We start from the raw sequence: 20,876 nt of genomic DNA, 5'->3' as shown, positions 1-20,876 counted from the left end.
GCCGTAGACTTGGCACTCGAAAGCATGGAGTGCCAGTAGCACGGCCGGCCGGACGAAGGAGGTGACATCGTGCTGGACGACCGGAAACTAGCGGTCCTGCGCGCCATCGTCGAGGACTACGTCTCCACCAACGAGCCGGTGGGCTCCAAGGCGCTGGCCGACCGGCACAACCTCGGGGTCTCGCCCGCGACCATCCGCAACGACATGGCGGTGCTGGAGGAGCAGGGCTACATCGCCCAGCCCCACACCAGCGCCGGGCGCGTCCCCACCGACAAGGGCTACCGGCTGTTCGTCGACCGGCTCTCCACGATCAAGCCGCTGTCGATCGCCGAGCGCCGCGCCATCGAGACGTTCCTGTCCGGGGCGTACGACCTCGACGACGTCGTCGGGCGGACGGTGCGGCTGCTCGCGCAGCTGACCCGGCAGGTCGCGGTGGTGCAGTACCCGTCGCTGACCCGCTCGGCGGTGCGGCACGTGGAGCTGGTCCCGGTGGCGGAGGGGCGGCTGCTGCTCGTCCTGATCACCAACACCGGCCGGGTGGAGCAGCGCGTCATCGAGACCGGGAAGATCTCCGAGGAATCGATCGGGCACCTGCGGGCGTTGCTCAACACGTGCCTGGACGGGCTCGGCTTCGGCGAGGTCCCGGAGGCCGTCGCGGACCTGCCCGACAAGGTGGGCCCGGACGAGCGCCCGGTCGCGGCGGCGGTGCTGTCGGTGCTGCTGGAGACGCTCGTCGAGAAGCACGAGGAGAAGATCGTTTTCGCCGGGGCGGCCAACCTCGCCGCCGTGGACTTCTCGCAGAGCCTGCGGGAGGTGCTGGTGGCGCTGGAGGAGCAGGTGGTCCTCATGCGGCTGCTCGGCGAGACCGGCGACTCCTCTACAGTTACGGTGCGGATCGGCACCGAGAACCCCGACCTGGGGCTCAAGTCGACCTCGGTCGTCGCCGCCGACTACGGGGTGGGCGACCTCACTCTGGCCCGGCTGGGAGTGCTCGGGCCGACACGCATGGATTACCCCAGCACGATGGGAGCGGTACGGGCAGTGGCACGCTACGTGGGACAGATCCTGGCGGGGTCGTAAGTGGCGAACGACTACTACGCGACCCTGGGCGTCCGGCGGGACGCCAGCGCCGACGAGGTCAAGAAGGCCTACCGCCGGCTCGCGCGGGAACTCCACCCGGACGTCAACCCGGATCCGGAGACCCAGGAGCGGTTCAAGGAGATCACCCAGGCCTACGAGGTGCTCTCCGACCCCAAGAAGCGCGAGATGTACGACCTCGGCGCGGACCCGTTCGCGTCCGCGGGCGGGGCGGGCGCCGGCGGGTTCGGCGGCGCCGGGTTCCCGTTCAGCGACATCATGGACGCCTTCTTCGGCACCGCGACCTCGCGGGGCCCGCGGTCGCGCGCCCGGCGCGGCCGCAACGCGACGCTGCGGGTCGAGCTCGACCTCGCGGAGACGGCGTTCGGCACCACCCGGGAGCTGTCCATCGACACGGCGGTGGCCTGCACGACCTGCGAGGGGTCGGGCTGCGCGCCCGGCACCCACCCGGACACGTGTGAGACGTGCCACGGCCGCGGCGAGGTGCAGCAGGTCCAGCGCTCGTTCCTCGGCCAGGTCATGACGGCGCGGCCGTGCCCGGCGTGCGGCGGCTTCGGATCGGTGATCCGCAACCCGTGCACCGAGTGCTCCGGCGACGGCCGGGTCCGCACCCGGCGCACCGTCAAGGTCAAGATCCCGGCCGGCGTGGAGAACGGCATCCACATCCAGCTCGCCGGCGAGGGCGAGGTGGGCCCGGGCGGCGGCCCGCCCGGCGACCTGTTCCTGGAGATCGTGGAGAAGCCCCACGCGATCTTCGAGCGGGAGGGCGACGACCTGCACTGCACGGTCGAGATCCCGATGACGGCGGCGGCGCTCGGTACCAGCGTCACCATCGAGACGCTGGACGCCGCCGAGAGCGTCGACATCAAGCCCGGCACGCAGTCGGGGCAGGTCATCACGCTCTACAACCGGGGCGTCCGGCACCTCAACGAGAGCGGCCGCGGCGACCTGATGATCCACGTCAACGTGGAGACGCCGCACAAGCTCGACGAGGAGCAGGAGGAGCTGCTGCGGCGGCTCGCGGTGCTGCGCGGCGAGGAGCGCCCGCCCGGCAGGTTCGCCCCCGGGCAGCGCGGCGTGTTCTCCCGCCTCAAGGACGTCTTCAACCAGCACTGAAGCGAGGTGGCGGCGGCCTACCGGGAGGGCCGCCGCGGCGATTGAGGAGCACGGTGGCAGGGATGGGCGACGTCGGCCGGGACTCCGCGTCCCTCGGACGGCTCGGGTGAGCCCGCCGGTCTTTCTCGCCGGGACGGACGCGCTGGAGCGCGACCGCGTCCTGCTGGACGGGCCCGAGGGACGGCACGCGGCGGCCGTGCGGCGGCTGCGGCCGGGGGAGCGGGTCGACCTGACCGACGGCGAGGGCCTGCTGGCCGAGTGCGTCGTCGCCGCGGCCGACCGGGCGTCCCTCACGCTGGACGTGCGGGCCCGGCACCGGGAGCCGCCGCCCGCGCCCCGCCTCGTGGTCGTCCAGGCCCTCCCCAAGGGCGACCGGGGCGAGCTCGCGGTCGAGACCATGACCGAGGTCGGCGTGGACGAGATCGTCCCGTGGTCGGCGTCCCGCTGCGTCACCCGCTGGCGTCCGGAGCGCCGCGACAAGGCCCTCGGGCGCTGGCGCGCGACCGCCCGCGAGGCCGGCAAGCAGGCGCGGCGCAGCCGGCTGCCCCAGGTGGCGGAGCTGGAGTCCACCGAGGACGTCGCCGAGCGGATCGCCGGCGCGTCCCTGGCCCTGGTCCTGCACGAGGAGGCCGAGGCGCCGCTGAGCGCCGTGGAGCCGCCCGCGCGGGGCGACATCGTCCTCGTGGTCGGCCCCGAGGGCGGGATCAGCGAGGACGAGCTGGAACGCTTCGGCGCCGCGGGCGGGCGCCCCGCGCGGCTCGGCCCGACCGTCCTGCGCACCTCGACGGCGGGCGTCGCGGCGGCCAGCGTGCTGCTGGCCGCCACCGGACGCTGGTAGCGCCGGCGGGCTTCGTCACGGCGTGGTGGCGGGGCCCTGCTCGGTCGTCACCGCGGGCTCGCTCGTCTCGGACGGCGTCGGCTGCTCGGTGGGCTTGCTCGGCGGCACGGGCGTCGTGGAGGTGGGCGGGGCCGGCGTCGTGGGCGGAGCCTGCGTCGGGGTCTCGCTCGGGCACGGCGTGGTCGCCGGCGTCGGCGTGGCGGTCGAGCCGGCCGAGGCCCCCGGGGAGGGGAGGCGGCACGACGACAGCCCCGGCGAGGAACTGGTGCTCGGCGTCTGCGGAGTACTCGGCGTACCGGACGCGCTGCCGCCCGGCGACGACGGGGCCGGGAACTCGGGGTCGATCCCGGGGCCGGTGCGGTCGCCCGCGGTGTCGTCGCCCCCGTCGCCCGACTGGCTGTTGCTGCCGACCGACTGCTGGATCATGTCGATCGTCTGCGGCGCCGTCACGCCCAGCCCGGCGATCAGCACGGCCGCGGCCACGGCGAGGAGGGGGCGCGCCCAGTTCACGGTGAACCGGTCGAACCCGAAGCGCGCCGGACCGAAGCGGCCGAGGCCGAACCGGCGGCGCCGCCCGTCGGCGATGCGGGACCGGATGCGCTCCAGTCCGTCGCCCGCGGGGTTGACCGAGTCCGCCTCCGCGTGCAGGGCGCGGCGGAGGATCTCGCCGTGCTCGTCGTGGGGGTCGGTGGTCATGAGAACTGCTCCAGGACGTTGCGTAGCGCGGTCATGCCGCGCGCCGTATGACTCTTCACGGCGCCGCGGGAGATGCCCATCGCGCTGGCGATCTCCGCTTCGGACAGATCGGCGTAGTAGCGCAGGACGAGCGCCTCCCGCTGGCGGGCGGGGAGCCGGGACAGCGCGTCGATCACCGCCGAGCGCTCCAGCTCCCCGATGGCCCCGGCTTCCGCGCTCGGCGCGTCGGGCAGGCCCTTGGGGGCGTACTTCTCGACGACGGCGCGGTGCCGGAGCACCGATCGCGACCGGTTGACCACCGACTGGCGCAGGTACGACAGGGCCTTGTCCGGGTCGCGCAGCCGGCGCCAGCCGCCGTGCATCGCGACGAACGCGTCCTGCACGACCTCCTCGGCCGTCCCCGCGTCCCGGACGAGCATCGCCGCCAGGCGCACCAGCGAACGGTAGTTGGCGCTGTAGAGGGCGGTCACCGCCTGATCGGCGTCCCAGGCGGCGGCCACCGCGCCCGCCGTGCCCCTGGCCACGAGGGTCTCGGTCACGTCAGTTGGACGCGCACCCTCGTCGTTCGGTTTACGAAAGGGCATGTCCTGGTTTGCCTCGGTCACCTATCCGCCGCCTTTGCCGACCCCCCGCCGTCCATTCGGACGGTCGCGCTCGACCGGCGTGATCCGGGCGTTCCCGCCGGGGGCGAGATGTGCCGCAACGCCTTGCGAACCGGGGGGTTCCGCCTGAGCTGACAACCTTAGCCAGTGGTCGGGCGAAATGCCGACCGCTACCGGGAGTCGATCGATGAGAACTCTATCCGGCGCGGCCGGTCGTGATCCATGCCCGCGCGGGCCCGATAGGATTTCGGGGCGGTCGCGGACCGCCGCGAGGGGAGACAGATGACCGACTGCCTGTTCTGCAAGATCGTTTCCGGGGACGTGCCCGCCACGATCGTCCGCGAGTCGGCGGGGACGGTGGCGTTCCGCGACATCAACCCCCAGGCGCCGACGCACGTGCTGGTCATTCCGCGTGACCACCACCCGACGGTCGGTGAGCTGGCCGCCTCCGACGCCGAGCTGCTCGCCGAGATGATGCGCGAGGCGCACGAGGTCGCCGCCGACGAGGGCATCGCCGAGACCGGCTACCGGGTCGTGTTCAACACCGGCTCCCAGGCGGGCCAGACGGTGTTCCACGTGCACGCTCACCTGCTGGGCGGGCGTGGCCTGAACTGGCCGCCCGGCTGAGTCGCCCGCCGCGCGGAAAATGCGGCGGCGGTGTGTCGGGGGTCGCCAGTACGATGGAACCGGTACACCAGGACACCCGGAGCAGACAGAAGGCAGGTCCGAAGGCCGCAAGGCCCGGCTGATGGTCGAATCAACTCACGCGAGGGCAACCCGCACGGGGCGCGACGACCGGACAGGCTCGCGCTCGCAGATCAAGATCGTGGTGCCGGACGACCATTCGATGGTGAGCCTGCTGGGCTCCCGGGATGAGTTGCTCCACGCGATCGAGCACGCGTTCGGCGCCGACATCGACATCCACGTCCGCGGCAACGAGATCACCGTGACCGGCCCGGGGAGCGAGACCGATCTCGTCTCCCGGCTGTTCACCGAGATGCTCGAACTGCTGAAGGGCGGCACGCAGCTCACCCCCGACGCCGTCGAGCGCAGCCTGGCGATGCTGCGGGGCGAGGGCGGCGCGCGTCCCGCGGAGGTCCTCACCCTGGACGTGCTGTCCAGCCGGGGCCGGACCATCCGCCCGAAGACGCTGAACCAGCGGCGGTACGTCGACGCGATCGACAAGCACACGGTCGTGTTCGGCATCGGCCCGGCGGGCACCGGCAAGACCTACCTCGCCATGGCCAAGGCCGTCCGCGCCCTGCAGGACAAGCAGGTCAACCGGATCATCCTGACGCGTCCGGCCGTCGAGGCGGGCGAGCGGCTCGGCTTCCTGCCGGGAACGCTCTACGAGAAGATCGACCCGTACCTGCGGCCGCTGTACGACGCGCTGCACGACATGGTCGACCCCGACTCGATCCCGCGCCTGATGGCCGCCGGCACCATCGAGGTCGCCCCCCTGGCGTACATGCGCGGTAGGACCCTGAACGACTCGTTCATCATCCTGGACGAGGCGCAGAACACCTCGCCCGAGCAGATGAAGATGTTCCTCACCCGGCTCGGGTTCGGGTCGAAGGTCGTGGTGACCGGCGACGTCACCCAGGTCGACCTGCCGAACGGGCAGCTGAGCGGGCTGCGCGTCGTGCAGGAGATCCTGGACGGCGTCGAGGACATCCACTTCTGCCGGCTGGACAGCCGCGACGTCGTGCGGCACAAGCTCGTCACCGAGATCGTCGACGCCTACAACCGGTTCGACGAGAAGCAGGTCCCGCAGTTCAAGCAGGGCGCGGCGCGCGGCGGTCCCCGCAAGCGGGGGCGGCAGTGACCATCGAGGTGCTGAACGAGTCGGGCGCCGAGGTCGATGAGAAGGCCATCGCCGACCTGGCGCGGCACGTCCTCGACGGAATGCGCGTCCATCCGCTGGCGGAGCTGTCGGTGCTGCTGGTCGACGAGGCCGCGATGACCGAGCTGCACGAGAAGTGGATGGACGAGCCGGGCCCGACCGACGTGCTGTCGTTCCCCATGGACGAGCTGCGCCCCGGGCACATGTCCGGCGGCGCCGACGAGGACGGCGAGACCGACCCGGGGCTGCTCGGCGACGTCGTGCTGTGCCCCACCGTCGCCGAGAAGCAGGCGCGGGAGGCCGGGCACGGCACCGCGCAGGAGCTGGAACTGCTGTGCGCGCACGGCATCCTGCACCTGCTGGGCTATGACCACGCCGAGCCGGAGGAGCACCGGGAGATGTTCGGCCTGCAGGCCGAGCTCCTCACCTCCTGGCGGGAGAAACGCGGCGGCTGATGAGCACCACGCAGGCGTGGCTGTCCGCCCTAGCCGTGGGCCTGGTCGTCCTGGCGGGCCTGCTGGCCGGAACCGAGACGGCGCTCGCCCGTGTGTCGCGGGTCACGGTCGAGGAGGCCGTCCGGGAGGGGCGCCGCGGCGCCAGGCGGCTGGCGGAGGTCGTCGCCGACCCGGCCCGCTACGTCAACATGGTCCTGCTGCTGCGGATCGGCTGCGAGCTGGTCGCCACCGTGATCGTCGCTGACCTGTGCATCTCCTGGCTGGACGAGACGTGGCGCGCCTACGTCACGGCCGCCGCCGTCATGATCGTCGTCAGTTACGTGGCGATCGGGGTGGGGCCGCGCACCCTCGGCATCCAGCACGCCGACCGGATCGCGCTGGCGGGCGCCGCGGTGATCCATCCGGTGACCCGGGTGTTCGGGCCGCTGCCCCGGCTGCTGATCCTGCTCGGCAACGCGCTCACGCCCGGCAAGGGGTTCCGGGAGGGCCCTTTCGCCTCCGAGGCGGAGCTGCGCGACCTGGTCGACCTCGCCGAGCAGCGCAGCCTGATCGAGCCGGTCGAGCGGGAGATGATCCACTCGGTGTTCGAGCTGGGCGACACCCTCGTCCGCGAGGTGATGGTGCCGCGCACCGACATCGTGTTCGTCGAGCGCACGAAGACGCTGCGGCAGGCGATGTCGCTGGCGCTGCGCAGCGGCTTCTCCCGCATCCCCGTCGTCGGCGAGAACGAGGACGACGTCGTCGGCATCGCCTACCTCAAGGACGTCGTCCGGCGCAGCCAGGAGCACCGCGAGGGCGAGTCGGTCGAGACGGTCGACTCGGTCATGCGGCCCGCCACCTACGTCCCCGACAGCAAGCCGATCGACGAGCTGCTGCGCGAGATGCAGGCCCGGCAGATCCACGTCGCGATCGTCATCGACGAGTACGGCGGCACCGCGGGCCTGGTCACCATCGAGGACATCCTGGAAGAGATCGTCGGGGAGATCACCGACGAGTACGACGTGGAGACCCCGCCGGTGACCTGGCTCTCCGGCGACGCGGCCCGCGTCACCGCCCGCCTTCCCGTCGAGGACCTCGCCGAGCTGTTCGAGGTGGAGATCGACGCCGAGGAGGTCGAGACGGTCGGCGGCCTGCTGGCCCACGCCCTCGGCCGCGTCCCCATCGAGGGCTCCACCGCCGAGGTCGCCACGAACGACGCCTCCACCGGCGAGAACGGCCCGGTGCTGTCCCTCAAGGCCGAGACGATCGCCGGGCGGCGCAACCGGGTCGGCACCGTCCTGGTGCGGCGTCTCGGTGCCCCGGCCCCGGACGCCGGGAGCCGGGCGGCCTCGGACCACTCCCGCTGACGCGGGCCGCCGGCGGTCTCAGCCGCGGACGGTGTCGCGGACGGCGCCGTCGGGGCCGGCGAGCAGCACCGGGGCCTTGGGACCGAGGTCGCGGACGGCGGCGACGTCGGCGGGGTCGGCCGCCTCGGCGGCGGTGACGACGGCGGCGGCCTCCAGGTCCTCGGCGCCGCTGGACACGGCCATCGCGACGGCGACCTTGAGCGCCGAGAGCTTCAGGGACGGCAGGTCCACGCTCGTGGCGGAGTAGGTGCGGCCCGTCTCGTCGCGCACGGCGGCGCCCTCGGCGGCGCCCGTCCGGGCCCGCGCCGACCTGGCCAGGGTGATGATCTTCGCGTCCTCGGCGTTCAGCTCGCTCACGCCCCCAAGCGTACGGGCACCGCGGGCGGCCGGGGCGGGCGGCTCGGCGGTCCGCGAGCCGGGTCGGTGGTCCGCAAGTCGGCGGCAAGTGGACGGCAAGGGGAGCCCGGGAGCCTGTAGGGCGTCGGACAATGCCGTTCTGGGGGAGAAGTGATGTCCCGTCTGCTCTACCGCCTGGGGAGGGCCGCCGCTCTGCGGCCCTGGCGGTTCATCGTGGTGTGGCTGGTGCTCGTCGCCGCGATGGCCGGGCTCTCCGGCGTCGCCGGGGGAGCCCTGCACGACAACTACACGCTGGCCGGGACGGGCTCGCAGCAGGCCACCGACCTGCTGAAGGAGCGGTTCCCGGCGCTGGCGGGGGCCGACGCCCGGGTCGTGGTGCACGCGAGGTCGGGGAAGGTCGACCAGGCGAAGCTGACCGCGGCCGCGGCGGAACTGCGGACGCTTCCGCACGTCAGCGGTGTCGACCCGGCGCAGCTCGGCAAGGGCGGCGCGACCGCGCTGATGACCGTCCGGTACTCGGTGCCGGTCACCGACCTCGGGCCCAAGGAGACCCTCGACCTGCTCCGGTCGGCGACGCGGAACCTGGACGCCGCCGGCTACCAGGTGGAGTTCGGCGGCCAGGTCCCCGAGAACGTGACCGCGCCCGGCGGCGTCGCCGAGGCGATCGGGATCGTGGCGGCCCTGGTCATCCTGCTGCTGGCGTTCGGGTCGGTGGTGGCGGCGGGGCTGCCGCTCGCCGTCGCGCTGGCCGGGCTCGGCGTCGGCGTGTCCGGGATCACGCTGGTGGCCGCGTTCACCGACGTCGCGACCACCGCGCCGACGCTCGCCACCATGGTCGGCCTCGGGGTCGGCATCGACTACGCCCTGTTCGTCCTGACCCGCCACCGGGAGGGGCTCGCGGAGGGCCTCGACGTGCCCGAGGCGGTGGGCCGCGCCATCGCCACCGCGGGCCTGTCGGTGATCTTCGCGGGGTTCACGGTGCTGCTGGCGCTGTGCGGGCTGGTGCTGTCGCGGATCCCGGTGTTCATGACGATGGGCTTCACCACCGGCATCGTCGTCGCGGCGACCGTGCTGAGCGCCGTCACGCTGCTGCCGGCCGTGCTCGGGCTCGCCGGCCGCAGGGTGCTGCGCCGCCGCGACCGGGCCGCCGGCGCGGCGATCGCCGTGGAGTCGCCGCGGGTGCGGCGCTGGGCCGTGCACGTCGGGCGGCACCCCTGGCCGTGGCTGCTCGCCGCCGCGGTGCTGATGCTCGCCCTCGCCGCCCCGGCGCTCGGCATGCGGACGTGGCCGAGCGACGCCAGCAGCGAGCCCACGTCCAACACCGTCCGCCAGGCCTACGACCTGGTCGCCGACGGCTTCGGTCCGGGCGCCAACGGCCCGCTCGTCGTCGCCGTCGACCTCACCCGGACCGACAGGGCGGCCCTGCCGGGGCTGCGCGAACGGCTGGAGGGCACCGAGGGCGTCGCGTCCGTGGCGCCGCCGCAGGCGTCCCCGCGCGGCGACGCCGCGGTGATCATGGTCACCCCCGACTACGGCCCGCAGGACGAGCGGGTGACCGGCCTCGTCGACCGGATCCGGGCCGACGTGCTGCCGCCCGACACCGAGGTCACCGGGCTGACCGCCATCTACGTGGACCTGTCCCGGATGCTGGCGGACCGGCTGTGGCCGGTGATCGGCGTGGTGGTGGCGACGTCGTTCGTCATGCTGATGATCGTGTTCCGGTCGCTGCTGGCGCCGCTGAAGGCCGCGGTGATGAACCTGCTGTCGATCGGCGCCGCCTACGGGGTGCTCACGGCCTTGTTCCAGTGGGGCTGGGGCGCGGAGTTGCTCGGCCTCCCGCACAGCGTCCCGGTGTCGTCGTTCATCCTGTTGCTCATGTTCGCCGTCCTGTTCGGCGTCTCCATGGACTACGAGGTCTTCCTGCTCTCGCGGGTCCGGGAGGAGTGGCTGCTGCACGGCGACGCGCGCGGGTCGGTGTCCACCGGGCTCGCCGCGACCGGCCGGGTGATCAGCAGCGCGGCGCTGATCATGGTGGCGGTGTTCCTCGGCTTCGCCGCCGACCCCGGCCTGGTGATCAAGCAGATGGGGGTCGGGCTCGCGGTCGCGGTGGCGCTGGACGCGACGGTCGTGCGCCTGGTGCTGGTGCCGGCCACGATGTCGCTGCTCGGCCGCGCGAACTGGTGGCTGCCGGGGCCGCTCGCCCGGGTGCTGCCGGCGATCGACCTGCACGGCGGGGTGGCGCCCGCGCGGCCCGCCGAGCGGCGTCCCGAGCCCAGCCGCGCGTAACGGGGGGAGTGATCACGGAAGGGCGGCATGTCCCGGTTAGGCTGATCGGGACATGTCGCCTGTCGTACGCGTTCTCGGGGCCTTCGGGGCCGAGGTGGCCGGATCCGCCGCCGACCTCGGCGGTCACCGGCAGCGCTCCGTGCTCGCCCGCCTGGTCGCCGCGCGGGGCCGGATGGTGCCCGCCGACAGGCTCGTCGACGACCTGTGGGCGGGCACGGCCCCGCCGCGCGCCGCGGGCGGCCTCCAGTCCTTCGTCTCCCACCTGCGCCGCGCGCTCGAACCGGACCGCCCGCCCCGCACGCCCGCGCGGGTCCTGGTCACCGAGCCGCCGGGGTACGCGCTCCGGCTGCCGGACGGCGCCGTCGACGCGTGGCGGTTCGACGCGCTGATCGACGAGGCCGCCGAGCTGGCGGAGGCCGACCCGCGGGAGGCGCGCCGCCGCGCGGAGGCGGCGCTCGCCGAGTGGCGCGGCCCCGCCTACGCCGAGTTCGGCGACCTGCCGTGGGCCGCGGCCGAGGCGGCCCGCCTGGACGAACGGCGCCGGCTCGCGGTCGAGCACCGCGCCGGGGCGATGCTGCGGCTCGGATCGGCCGCCGAGGCCGTCCCCGACCTGGAGACCCACGCCGCCGCCAACCCGCTGCGCGAGGAGGCGTGGCGGCTGCTGGCCCTCTCCCTCTACCGCGCCGGGCGCCAGGGCGACGCCCTCGCCGCGCTGCGGCGCGCCCGCGCGGCCCTGACCGAGGAGCTCGGCGTCGACCCCGGCCCGGCGCTGCGCCGCCTGGAGAGCGACATCCTGGCGCAGGAGCCCGCGCTGGGGGAGCCGGAACGGCCGGCGCCGTCCCGTCCCGCGCTGCGGCTCGCGCCGGCGCCCCGCTCCGAGGAGGGCTCCGCCTTCGTCGGCCGCGTCCAGGAACTGGCGCGGCTGGAGGAGGCCGCCGGGAACGCCGGGGCGGGCCGCGGCGGCGTCGTCCTCGTCTGCGGGGACGCCGGGATGGGCAAGACCGCGCTCGCCGAGAGGCTCGCGCGCGACCTGGCCGGGCGCGGCTGGACGTGCGCGTGGGGGACGGCGCCGGAGACCGCGGGAGCGCCCGCCGCCTGGCCCTGGGCAGAACTGCTGCGCGACCTCGCCGCCGCCGTCCCGCCCGCCGGGGGCCTCGCCGGGCGGCTCGGTCCGCTGCTGCACGACTCCGCCATCGGGCTCGCCGGCGCCGACGTCGTCACGGGCCGGTTCCGGCTCCACCTGGCCGTCGGCGACTACCTCGCCGAGCTGGCGGACGCGGCGCCGCTCCTGCTCGTCCTGGACGACCTGCACTGGGCCGACGAGGAGACCCTCGCGCTGCTGATCCGGCTCGCGGGGCGGCTGCGGGACCGCCGCGTCCTGCTGCTGGCCACGTTCCGGCAGACCGAGGTACCGGACGGTCTCGCCGCCGCGCTGGCCGCACTCGCCCGGCACGAGCCCGCGCGGATCGAGCTGGCCGGGCTGTCGCCCGCGGAGGTCGCGGTCCTCGTCCGGGACACCTGCGCCGCCGGCCTGGACGACGCGGAGCTGTCCGCGATCGCCGAGCGCACGGGCGGCAACCCGTTCTTCACCCGGGAGACGGCCCGGCTCCTGGACGCGGAGGGGCTGCCCGCCGCCACGCGCCGGGTCCCCGCGGGCGTCGGCGACGTGCTGCGCCGCCGCGTCGCGCGGCTGCCGGGCCCGGTCCAGACCGTGCTGCGCGACGCCGCGGTCATCGGCCGGGACGCCGACCTGCGCGTCCTGACCGACCTGGCCGGGGACGAGGAGACGGTGATCGACGCCGTGGAGGCGGGCCTGGCCGCCGGCCTGGTCACCGAGCCCGCGCCCGGCCGGATCCGGTTCGCGCACGCCCTCGTCCGCGACACCCTCTACGCGGGCGTGTCCCGGGCCCGCCGCACCCGCGTGCACGGCCGTGTCGCCGCCGCGCTGGAGCGCCACCTCCCGGGCGAGGTCGCCGCGATCGCGCACCACTACCTCGAATCCGGTACGGACCCGGACAAGGCGGTCCGTTATGCGCGGCGGGCCGCCGCGGCCGCCGAGGCCCGGTTCGCGCACGGCGCCGCGGCCGACCTGTGGGTGCGCGCCGTCGAGACGCTCCGGTCGCGGGGCCCCGAGGCGACCCGCGACCGGCTGGAGGCGGAGGTCGCCGCGATCCGGGCGAGCGCCCTCGCCGGGCAGATCGTCGACGCCCGGGCCCGGCGGATCGCCGCCATCGCCGACGCCCGCGCCCTCGGCGACGTCCGCCTGCTCGCCCGGATCATCGTCGCCTTCGACGTCCCGACGCTGTGGACGAGCCGCGAGTACGGGACCCTCGACCTCACCGTGGTGGAGGCCACCGGCGAGGCCCTCGCGAGCCTCCCCGAGACCGAGCCGGAGTCGCGGGTCAGGCTGCTGACCACGCTGGCGATCGAGTCGGAGGGCGAGCAGCACGACCGGGGCGCCCAGGCTGCGGCGGCGGCGCTGCGCCTGGCCCGGTCGCTGGGCGCGCCCGAGTTGATCGCCCTCGCCCTCAACGGCGCCTACATCAACGCCTACCGGAGCGCGGAGGGGCTCACCGAGCGGGCCCGGTTCGCGTCCGAGCTGCTCGATCTGGCCACCGAGCACGACCTCGGCACCTACCGCGTCCTCGCGCACCTGCAACTCCAGCAGACGGGCGTCGCGGCGCTCGACCTGCCCGCCGCGCACCGGCACCGCGCGGAGGGGCGCCGGCTCGCCGAGCAGTACGGGCTGCCGCTGCTCGCCCGCATCGCGGACTGGTACACCGCCCTGGTGCGCGCCTTCGCCGCCCGCCCGGACGAGGCGGAGCGCGCGTTCGCCGAGGTCGGCGGCTCCATCGGCCGGACCCGGATCTGGTTCAGCGAGCGCGGCATGGCGCTGCTCGGCCCGTTCTGCCTGCGGCTAGTCCAGGGACGGGCCGAGGAGGCGATGGAGGAGGCTGCCTGGCTGCACGAGCAGTGGAGGCACGTCGCCGCGACCGCCGACATCTACGCGCTCACCCTGGCGGCCGCGGGCCGCACCGCCGAGGCCCGCCGGGTGGTGGCCGGCGCCGGGCCCGTGCGGCTCGACTACTTCTTCGACCTGACCATGGCGGTCCGCGGCCTGCGCGCCGTCGCCCTGGACGACCGCCCGCTGGCCGAGGAGGCCTACGCGGCGCTGCTGCCCTACGAAGGCCACTTCTCCGGCGGCGCCACCGCCGTCGCGACGGTCGGCCCGGTCGCGCAGGTCCTCGGCGACCTCGCCCGCTACCTGGAACGCCCCGCCGAGGTCGCCGCCTCCCACTACCGCAGGGCCGCCGAGGTCGCGGGCCGTCTCGAAGCCCCCTTCTGGGCGGAGAAGGCCACCGCCTCCCTGGCCGCCCTGGGCACAGCGGCCTGACCCCGCCCCACCGCGACCCGACTAAACTGACCACCGCACCGACCGTCGCACGCCGCGACACCCGCGCGTCCGAGGGCCTGGTGAGGGGCGAAGACGGGCCCGAACCTGATCGCATACAGGGCCGTCGTTCGTGGACGATGGAGGGCCGTCACGGCCCCGACAAGGAGAGACGTCATAAGCGCACCCGTCCCCATGGACGCACTGACCCCAGCCCCGGCCGCAACCACGCGACGACCTGATCGCGAAGCGAGCCGCCAGGCGAGACGAAGCGATGCCAGCGATCGCCCGCGTTTCCTGACGATGGAGGGCCGCCAGGCCCGAAGGAGGAAGGAGACGCAATGAACACCGGTTTCGCCTGTTTCATTGGGCGGCCCAATGTGGGCAAGTCGACGTTGATGAACGCGCTGGTAGGGACGAAGGTGGCGATCACCAGTAGCCGTCCGCAGACGACGCGGCGGGCCATCCGGGGGATCGTGCACCGTCCTGACGCGCAGCTCGTCGTGGTCGACACCCCCGGCCTGCACAAGCCCCGGACGCTGCTCGGGGAGCGGCTCGACAGCCTCGTGCGGTCGACGCTGACCGAGGTGGACGTGATCGGGTTCTGCGTGCCCGCCGACCAGCCGGTCGGGCCGGGCGACAAGTACATCGCCAGGGAGCTGGCGGGCGTGAAGAAGACGCCCGTGGTCGCGATCGTCACCAAGACCGACCTCGCCGCGCCCGCGCAGGTCGCCGAGCAGCTCCTCGCGGTCGGGCGGCTCGGGGAGTTCGCCGACATCGTGCCGTGCTCCGCCGAGAGCGGCTTCCAGGTCGGCCTCGTCGGCGACCTGCTGATCTCCCATCTGCCGGAGGGGATGCCGCTGTACCCCGAGGGCGATCTCACCGACGAGCCCGAGCAGGTCCTCGTCGGCGAGCTGATCCGCGAGGCGGCGCTGGAGGGGGTGCGGGACGAGCTGCCCCACTCGATCGCCGTCGTCGTGGACGAGATGGCGCCCCGCGAGGGCCGTGACGATCTCGTCGACGTCTACGCGCACCTGTTCGTCGAGCGGTCCAGCCAGAAGGGGATCATCATCGGGCACAAGGGCGCGCGGCTGCGGGAGGTCGGCGCGGCGGCGCGGCGGCAGATCGAGGCGCTGCTCGGCACGAAGGTGTTCCTCGACCTTCGCGTCAGCGTCCTCAAGGACTGGCAGCGCGACCCCAAGCAGCTCCGCAGGCTCGGCTTCTACGACTGACCGGCGTCCTCCGGGTCCTGCTCGGGGGCCGGGGGCTTCCTGGCGTCGTCCTTCTTCGGGGTGTCGTCCCTGGGAGGGGAAGGCTCCTCGTGCGGATGGTCCTGGCGGCCCCAGGCCTGGTCCTCCGAGGGCCAGGCGGCGTACTCGCCGGTCGGATACCGCTCCGGGTACTGCTGTTCGGCGTACTGCGGGTCCATGTAGGGGTACTGCGGGTGATCCTCGTCCGGTTGCCGCTGCGACTTCGAGACCTTGTCGCTGACGGGGCGGGCGAGGCTGAAGCCGACCACGAGCAGGGACGCGATGACCGAGAGGTACCAGCCGAACCGGACGGTGATCTGGTAGCCGAGGTCCAGGCCGGTCTGGGGCAGGTCGTCGCGGACGTGGCCGAGCCGCAGCACGAAGATCCCGCACACGAGCAGGGCGAGCATGCCGGGCACCGCGGCGAGCGCGCCGATCCGCGCGTCGCGCCCGATCAGGTCCCAGGCGGCCAGCGCGATCGCGATCACGGCGAGGACGGGGACGGCCAGGACGATGTCGTCGGCGTCGATGCCCGCGACGCTGCCGAGGTCGCGGCTCAGCGAGCGGCCGAACAGGTCGACGACGACCTCGGCGCGCGCCCACGGCAGGAACGCCGACACCAGCAGGGCCGACGCGGAGGCGATCAGGGCGAGGACCCAGGCGGCGCCGCCCCTGCGCGGGGCCGGGACGGGCGCGGCGGGGGCGGCCTCGGCCGGGCCGCCGTGCTGCGGCGGGTAGCCGTCGACGGGCGGCAGGAAGGACGGGCGCGACCGCGCGCGTCCCGCGTCGGATCCCAGGTCACCGGTCATGAACCCAGCGTAAACGCACGGCGGGCATTGTCCGGGAGGGCCACCGCGGCGCGCGCGGGTCGGTAGGTTGGAGCGGAGTCCGTTATGGGAGGAGAGCGCCGGTGTTGCTCGTTTTTGGCCTGACGGCGGTGTTCCGTACGGTCAGCGAGGGGACGTTCCACTGCCCGCAGTGCGGGGGCGACCGCGCCTACCGCAGGCGCGCCGGACGCCGCTGGTTCTCGGTCTTCTTCGTGCCGATGGTGCCGCTGTGGCGCCTCGGGCAGGCCGTCGAGTGCCGCACGTGCCGCGCCCGCCTCCCCGTGTCGGCCCTGCGGACTCCGACCGCGCAGCAGATGGCCGAGGCCCTGGCCGCCGGAATGCGGGCCGCCGCGGCCCTGGTGCTGCGCTCGGGCGACCCGGCCGACGCCGCGGCCCGCGCCCGCGCGGTGGCGACGGTCACCGGGTACGGCGAGCCCGGCTACGACGCGGACGCCGTGGACATCGATCTGGCGACGCGGCGGACGTTCCTGGAGCAGGAGGTCATCCGGGCCGGGGCGCACCTCGCCGTCGAGGCCAAGGAGTGGTTCCTCGCGCAGGCCGTCCGGATCGGGCTGGCGGACGGCCCGCTCGGCGAGGGGGAGCGCCTCGCCCTGCACGGCATCGCCGACCTGCTCGGCATGTCCCGCGCCTACGCGCTCGGCGTCATCGTGACGACGGAGGGGGCGGCGCGCTGACATGGACGCCGCCGCCGGTTCCGCACCCGCGGGCAGGGCACTGGTCAGGCCGCCCGGCCCGCGCCTCGCCGAGGGCATCGTCACCCACGCCGCCCGCCGCCCGGTGGACGTGGAACGCGCCGCGCGCCAGCACGAGGCGTACGTCGCGGCGCTGCGGGCGGCCGGGTGGCACGTCCGCGCCGTCGCGCCCGCCGACGACCTGCCCGACGCCGTCTTCGTCGAGGACGCCCTGGTCGTCAGCGGCGACCTGGCGGTCCTCGGCCGGTCCGGGGCGCCGAGCCGCCGCGGCGAGACCGCGGGCGCGGAGCGGGCCGCGCGCGAGCTCGGCCTGTGGGTCGAGCGGATCGAGGAGCCGGGGACGCTGGACGGCGGGGACGTCCTGGACGTCGGCGGCACCGTCTACGTGGGGCGCGGCGCCCGGACGAACGAGGAGGGCATCTGCCAGCTCGCGCGCCTGCTGGGCGGGCGGAGGGTCGTCCCGGTGGACGTCCGCGGCTGCCTGCACCTGAAGTCGGCGATGACCGCGCTGCCGGACGGCGGCCTCATCGGCGTCCCGGAGATGGTCGACACCTCGGTGCTGCCGTGCCTTCAGGTCGTGTCCGAACCGGAGGGCGCGCACGTGGTGGTGCTCGGGCCCGGCCACATCCTCATGGCGGCGTCGGCGCCGCGCACGGCCGCCCGGCTGGCGGCCGACGGCCTGCGCGTCACGAGCGTCGACATCAGCGAGTTCGAGGCGCTCGACGGCTGCGTGACCTGCCTTTCCGTGCTCGTCCCCGGAACCGCGCCGGGACCGCGGAGCGAACCTGGCGTCTCAGCATCCGGACGTCGGTTTCCGTGACGCGGATGCCATCTGTTAACTTGGCGAACGTGTTGCGTGAGCTGCTCCTCCTTAGCGGCCGCAGCGGGGACCTGTAACAGGCCGGCTCCCTCGCTGCGGGGCATCGCCGTGCACGTCGGCCGCGAGGTTCGAGCAGAGAGAACTCAACGGATGTATCCGCAACAGCAGACTTCCGGCATGCCCTTCCAGCGCTACAAGCCGTTCGCGCCCGTGAAGCTGGCCGACCGCACCTGGCCGGACCAGGTGATCACCGAGGCGCCGCGATGGTGCGCGGTCGACCTGCGCGACGGCAACCAGGCGCTGATCGACCCGATGGACTCCCACCGCAAGCTCCAGATGTTCGAGCTGCTGGTACGGATGGGCTACAAGGAGATCGAGGTCGGGTTCCCGGCGGCCAGCCAGACCGACTTCGACTTCGTCCGGCAGATCATCGAGGAGGACCGGGTCCCCGATGACGTCGTCGTCCAGGTGCTGACGCAGGCCCGCCCCGAGCTGATCGAGCGGACCTTCGAAGCGGTGCGCGGCGCGAGGCGGGCGATCGTCCACCTGTACAACTCGACCAGCACGCTGCAGCGCCGCGTGGTGTTCGGGCAGGACAGGGACGGCATCACCGCGATCGCGGTGGAGGGCGCCAAGCTGTGCGCCAAGCTCGCCGAGGACATGGGCGACACCGAGATCTACTTCCAGTACTCGCCCGAGTCGTTCACCGGCACGGAGCTGGAGTACGCGGTCGAGGTCTGCAACGCCGTCAACGACGTGTGGCGGCCGACGCCGGACCGGAAGGTCATCGTGAACCTGCCGGCGACGGTGGAGATGGCCACCCCGAACGTCTACGCCGACCAGATCGAGTGGATGAGCCGGAACCTGGCCTACCGAGACTCGGTCATCCTGTCGCTGCACCCCCACAACGACCGCGGGACGGCCGTGGCCGCCGCCGAGCTCGGCTACATGGCGGGGGCCGACCGCATCGAGGGCTGCCTGTTCGGCAACGGCGAGCGCACCGGCAACGTGTGCCTGGTCACCCTCGGCCTGAACCTGTTCACCCAGGGCGTCGACCCGCAGATCGACTTCTCCGGCATCGACGAGATCCGCCGGACGGTCGAGTACTGCAACCAGCTGCCCGTCCACGAGCGGCACCCCTACGGCGGCGACCTGGTCTACACCGCGTTCTCCGGCTCCCACCAGGACGCCATCAACAAGGGCTTCGACTACCTGCGCCGCGACGCCGAGGCCGCCGGCGTGCCGGTGGAGCGGTACACGTGGGAGGTCCCGTACCTGCCGATCGACCCGCACGACGTCGGCCGGACGTACGAGGCCGTGATCCGGGTGAACAGCCAGTCCGGCAAGGGCGGCGTCGCCTACATCATGAAGACCGAGCACGCGCTGGAGCTGCCGCGCCGGCTCCAGATCGAGTTCTCCCGGGTGGTGCAGGAGCACACCGACAGCGCCGGCGGCGAGGTCACGCCCGAGCGCATGTGGGAGATCTTCGAGACGGAGTTCCTCGCCAACGGCCCGCGCGCCGGGCTGCTGGCGCACCGCACGACGTCCCGGGTGGACGAGAAGGACGCGCTCAGCTGCGACGTCCGCGTGGACGGCGAGATCCGCGAGATCGAGGGCGTCGGCAACGGCCCGGTCTCGGCGTTCGAGGACGCGCTCGCCGCGGTCGGGATCAACGTCCGGGTGCTGGACTACGCCGAGCACGCGATGAGCGCGGGCGGCGACGCGCGCGCCGCCGCCTACGTCGAGTGCGACGTGCGGTTCGGCGACGGGAAGGGCACGACGGTGTGGGGCGTCGGCATCGACGGGAACATCGTCACCGCGTCCCTCAAGGCGATGCTGTCGGCCGTCAACCGGGTCGCCCGCGCGCAGGGGAGGTAGCCGGCCGGTCGTCTCGGGTCCAGGTCCCCCCAGGGTCCTGAACCCGAGACAGAGCGGTCAGATTCGACCGAGGACGTGGTGGACCAGTTCTCGAAGCGGGCCGTGGAGCTGGGCCTCACCGACGGTGGTCCGGTCGCCGTCGATCTCGATTTCGTACAGGAACTGGTCAGGGATTCGGCCCGGCGGCGGCACGCTCTTCAGGTCGACGCGGCCGACGAGCCTCGACAGCATGGGATCGCTGGCGCTGTCGGACTCCGCGCGCCGTTCGATCCCCGCGAACCCCCCGCTGCGGACGACTGTCACTTTCACTGCGTCTCGTTCGCCTCCAAGGAGACACCTACCCCCGTCCAGGCCCGGCTCACGGCCTTCGTCTCGACGGCCTCGGCCCCGTACAGCGCGGTCGCGGCCCGGACCGTCGCGGCGGCGAAGCCGGCGAAGCCCACGTCGGAGGCGAGGGAGCCGCCCGTGAGCGTCTGGTACCAGATGCGGCCGGCCTTCTCCCAGGCGTTGCCTCCGATGCCGGTGGCGACGAGGTAGAAGGCGTGGTTGGGGATCCCCGAGTTGATGTGGACGCCCCCGTTGTCGCGGTAGGTGTCGAGGTAGTCGTCCATGTGGCCGGGCTGCGGGTCCTTGCCGAGCTGCGGGTCGTCGTAGGCGGTGCCGGGCTCCTTCATGGAGCGCAGCGCGACGCCGTCGACGCCCGGGGCGAGCAGCCCCTCCCCGATGAGCCAGTCGGCCCGGTCGGCGGTCTGGCCGAGGTGCCACTGCTTGACGAGCGAGCCGAACACGTCGGACACGGACTCGTTGAGCGCGCCGGACTGGCCGTAGTACTCCAGGTTCGCGGTGTACTGGGTGACGCCGTGGACGAGCTCGTGCCCGGTGACGTCGAGGGGGGCGGTGAAGTCGGTGAACAGGACACCGTCGCCGTCGCCGTACACCATCTGCTCGCCGTTCCAGAAGGCGTTGTCGTACTTGTCGCCGTAGTGGACGGTCGAGACCATCGGGAGGCCCGCCCCGTCGATGGAGTCGCGCCGGTACACGGCCTCGAAGAAGTCGAAGGTCGTTCCGAGCCAGTCGTAGGCCCGGTCGGCGGTCGGGTCGCCGGTGGCGGGGGCTCCCTCCGCCCGCACGGTGCGGCCGGGCAGTTCCTCGCGGTGCCCGGCGTCGTTGATCGTCCGGTCGGGGACGAAGTCCTCGGACGGGGAGGGGGCCCCGGCCGCGGCCGTCCGCCGCTCGGTGAACTGGGCGGAGGTGAGCGCCAGCGTACGGCGGGCCCGGCCGCGTATGGCCGGGTCCTCGGCATCGCGGGCGATCCGCTCCAGCATGTGCGGTGGCACGATGTGGCATCTCATGCCACAAC

At 73.7% G+C, this 20,876-nt stretch carries 19 protein-coding genes; 13 read left to right on the top strand and 6 right to left on the bottom strand.

All coding sequences use genetic code 11. The features are described 5' to 3' along the window. Positions 1-69 precede the first annotated feature (69 nt). The 3 genes from hrcA (at position 70) to BJY14_RS08730 (ending at position 3,052) form a co-directional block, all read left to right on the top strand. Entirely contained in the window at positions 70-1,080 is a 1,011-nt protein-coding gene (gene hrcA, locus BJY14_RS08740) for a heat-inducible transcriptional repressor HrcA (protein ID WP_179843143.1), read from the top strand. Continuing rightward, on the top strand, positions 1,081-2,214 hold the full coding sequence (dnaJ, locus tag BJY14_RS08735; RefSeq protein ID WP_179843142.1) for a molecular chaperone DnaJ: 1,134 nt from the start codon (positions 1,081-1,083) through the stop codon (positions 2,212-2,214). Positions 2,215-2,320: 106 nt separating this feature from the next. Beyond that, positions 2,321-3,052 carry a 16S rRNA (uracil(1498)-N(3))-methyltransferase gene (locus BJY14_RS08730; protein ID WP_179843141.1) on the top strand — a complete coding sequence of 244 codons (732 nt, stop codon included), beginning with the start codon at positions 2,321-2,323 and terminating at the stop codon, positions 3,050-3,052. Positions 3,053-3,067: 15 nt separating this feature from the next. Here the strand turns inward: BJY14_RS08730 and BJY14_RS08725 are convergent, their stop codons facing one another. Further along, positions 3,068-3,748 carry a hypothetical protein gene (locus tag BJY14_RS08725; RefSeq protein ID WP_179843140.1) on the bottom strand — a complete coding sequence of 227 codons (681 nt, stop codon included), beginning with the start codon at positions 3,746-3,748 and terminating at the stop codon, positions 3,068-3,070. Next, entirely contained in the window at positions 3,745-4,332 is a 588-nt protein-coding gene (locus tag BJY14_RS08720) for a SigE family RNA polymerase sigma factor (RefSeq protein ID WP_089312691.1), read from the bottom strand. The genes BJY14_RS08725 and BJY14_RS08720 overlap by 4 nt, the downstream gene beginning before the upstream one ends. A gap of 300 nt (positions 4,333-4,632) precedes the next feature. Here BJY14_RS08720 and BJY14_RS08715 point away from each other — a divergent pair, with 300 nt between their 5' ends. The 4 genes from BJY14_RS08715 (at position 4,633) to BJY14_RS08700 (ending at position 7,994) form a co-directional block, all read left to right on the top strand. After that, on the top strand, positions 4,633-4,977 hold the full coding sequence (locus tag BJY14_RS08715; protein WP_179843139.1) for a histidine triad nucleotide-binding protein: 345 nt from the start codon (positions 4,633-4,635) through the stop codon (positions 4,975-4,977). Between the two features lie 121 nt (positions 4,978-5,098). Continuing rightward, positions 5,099-6,175: a PhoH family protein gene (locus BJY14_RS08710; RefSeq protein ID WP_179843138.1), complete on the top strand. Its 1,077-nt coding sequence runs from the start codon at positions 5,099-5,101 to the stop codon at positions 6,173-6,175. Continuing rightward, a complete protein-coding gene (gene ybeY, locus BJY14_RS08705; RefSeq protein ID WP_179843137.1) occupies positions 6,172-6,648 on the top strand; it encodes an rRNA maturation RNase YbeY in 477 nt (158 codons plus the stop codon). The genes BJY14_RS08710 and ybeY overlap by 4 nt, the downstream gene beginning before the upstream one ends. After that, entirely contained in the window at positions 6,648-7,994 is a 1,347-nt protein-coding gene (locus tag BJY14_RS08700) for a hemolysin family protein (RefSeq protein WP_179843136.1), read from the top strand. The genes ybeY and BJY14_RS08700 overlap by 1 nt, the downstream gene beginning before the upstream one ends. 18 nt (positions 7,995-8,012) lie before the next feature. Here the strand turns inward: BJY14_RS08700 and BJY14_RS08695 are convergent, their stop codons facing one another. Beyond that, the gene (locus tag BJY14_RS08695; protein WP_179843135.1) at positions 8,013-8,351 is read right to left on the bottom strand and encodes a cytidine deaminase-like protein; all 339 of its coding nucleotides are present in this window, start codon (positions 8,349-8,351) and stop codon (positions 8,013-8,015) included. Between the two features lie 153 nt (positions 8,352-8,504). On the opposite strand from BJY14_RS08695, the gene BJY14_RS08690 reads away from it, so the two are divergent. From BJY14_RS08690 to era, 3 genes are all read left to right on the top strand, one after another. Continuing rightward, on the top strand, positions 8,505-10,637 hold the full coding sequence (locus BJY14_RS08690) for an MMPL family transporter (RefSeq protein WP_179843134.1): 2,133 nt from the start codon (positions 8,505-8,507) through the stop codon (positions 10,635-10,637). A gap of 52 nt (positions 10,638-10,689) precedes the next feature. Further along, positions 10,690-14,031, top strand: coding sequence for an ATP-binding protein (locus tag BJY14_RS08685; RefSeq protein WP_179843133.1), 3,342 nt, complete (start codon positions 10,690-10,692; stop codon positions 14,029-14,031). A gap of 338 nt (positions 14,032-14,369) precedes the next feature. Next, positions 14,370-15,260: a GTPase Era gene (era, locus tag BJY14_RS08680; protein WP_179843132.1), complete on the top strand. Its 891-nt coding sequence runs from the start codon at positions 14,370-14,372 to the stop codon at positions 15,258-15,260. Here the strand turns inward: era and BJY14_RS08675 are convergent. Further along, a complete protein-coding gene (locus BJY14_RS08675) occupies positions 15,251-16,087 on the bottom strand; it encodes a hypothetical protein (protein WP_179843131.1) in 837 nt (278 codons plus the stop codon). The two genes, era and BJY14_RS08675, sit on opposite strands and share 10 nt — an antisense overlap. A 101-nt stretch (positions 16,088-16,188) precedes the next feature. Here BJY14_RS08675 and BJY14_RS08670 point away from each other — a divergent pair, with 101 nt between their 5' ends. The 3 genes from BJY14_RS08670 to leuA all read left to right on the top strand — a co-directional run bounded on the left by BJY14_RS08670 (position 16,189) and on the right by leuA (position 19,516). Beyond that, positions 16,189-16,800 carry a hypothetical protein gene (locus tag BJY14_RS08670; protein ID WP_179843130.1) on the top strand — a complete coding sequence of 204 codons (612 nt, stop codon included), beginning with the start codon at positions 16,189-16,191 and terminating at the stop codon, positions 16,798-16,800. Between the two features lies 1 nt (position 16,801). Next, positions 16,802-17,638: a dimethylargininase gene (gene ddaH, locus BJY14_RS08665; RefSeq protein ID WP_179843129.1), complete on the top strand. Its 837-nt coding sequence runs from the start codon at positions 16,802-16,804 to the stop codon at positions 17,636-17,638. 150 nt (positions 17,639-17,788) lie between these two features. Continuing rightward, positions 17,789-19,516, top strand: coding sequence for a 2-isopropylmalate synthase (leuA, locus tag BJY14_RS08660; protein ID WP_179843128.1), 1,728 nt, complete (start codon positions 17,789-17,791; stop codon positions 19,514-19,516). Between the two features lie 57 nt (positions 19,517-19,573). Here leuA and BJY14_RS08655 read toward each other — a convergent pair whose 3' ends face one another. Then, entirely contained in the window at positions 19,574-19,825 is a 252-nt protein-coding gene (locus tag BJY14_RS08655) for a protealysin inhibitor emfourin (protein WP_258938716.1), read from the bottom strand. Further along, a complete protein-coding gene (locus tag BJY14_RS08650; RefSeq protein ID WP_179843127.1) occupies positions 19,822-20,868 on the bottom strand; it encodes a M4 family metallopeptidase in 1,047 nt (348 codons plus the stop codon). Before BJY14_RS08650 ends, BJY14_RS08655 begins: the two co-directional genes overlap by 4 nt. Positions 20,869-20,876: the final 8 nt, after the last annotated feature.

This window comes from Actinomadura luteofluorescens, from assembly GCF_013409365.1.
Classification (GTDB): domain Bacteria; phylum Actinomycetota; class Actinomycetes; order Streptosporangiales; family Streptosporangiaceae; genus Spirillospora; species Spirillospora luteofluorescens.
Note: the sequence above shows the minus strand (reverse complement) of the source record. Positions and strands in the feature narration are given on the sequence as shown.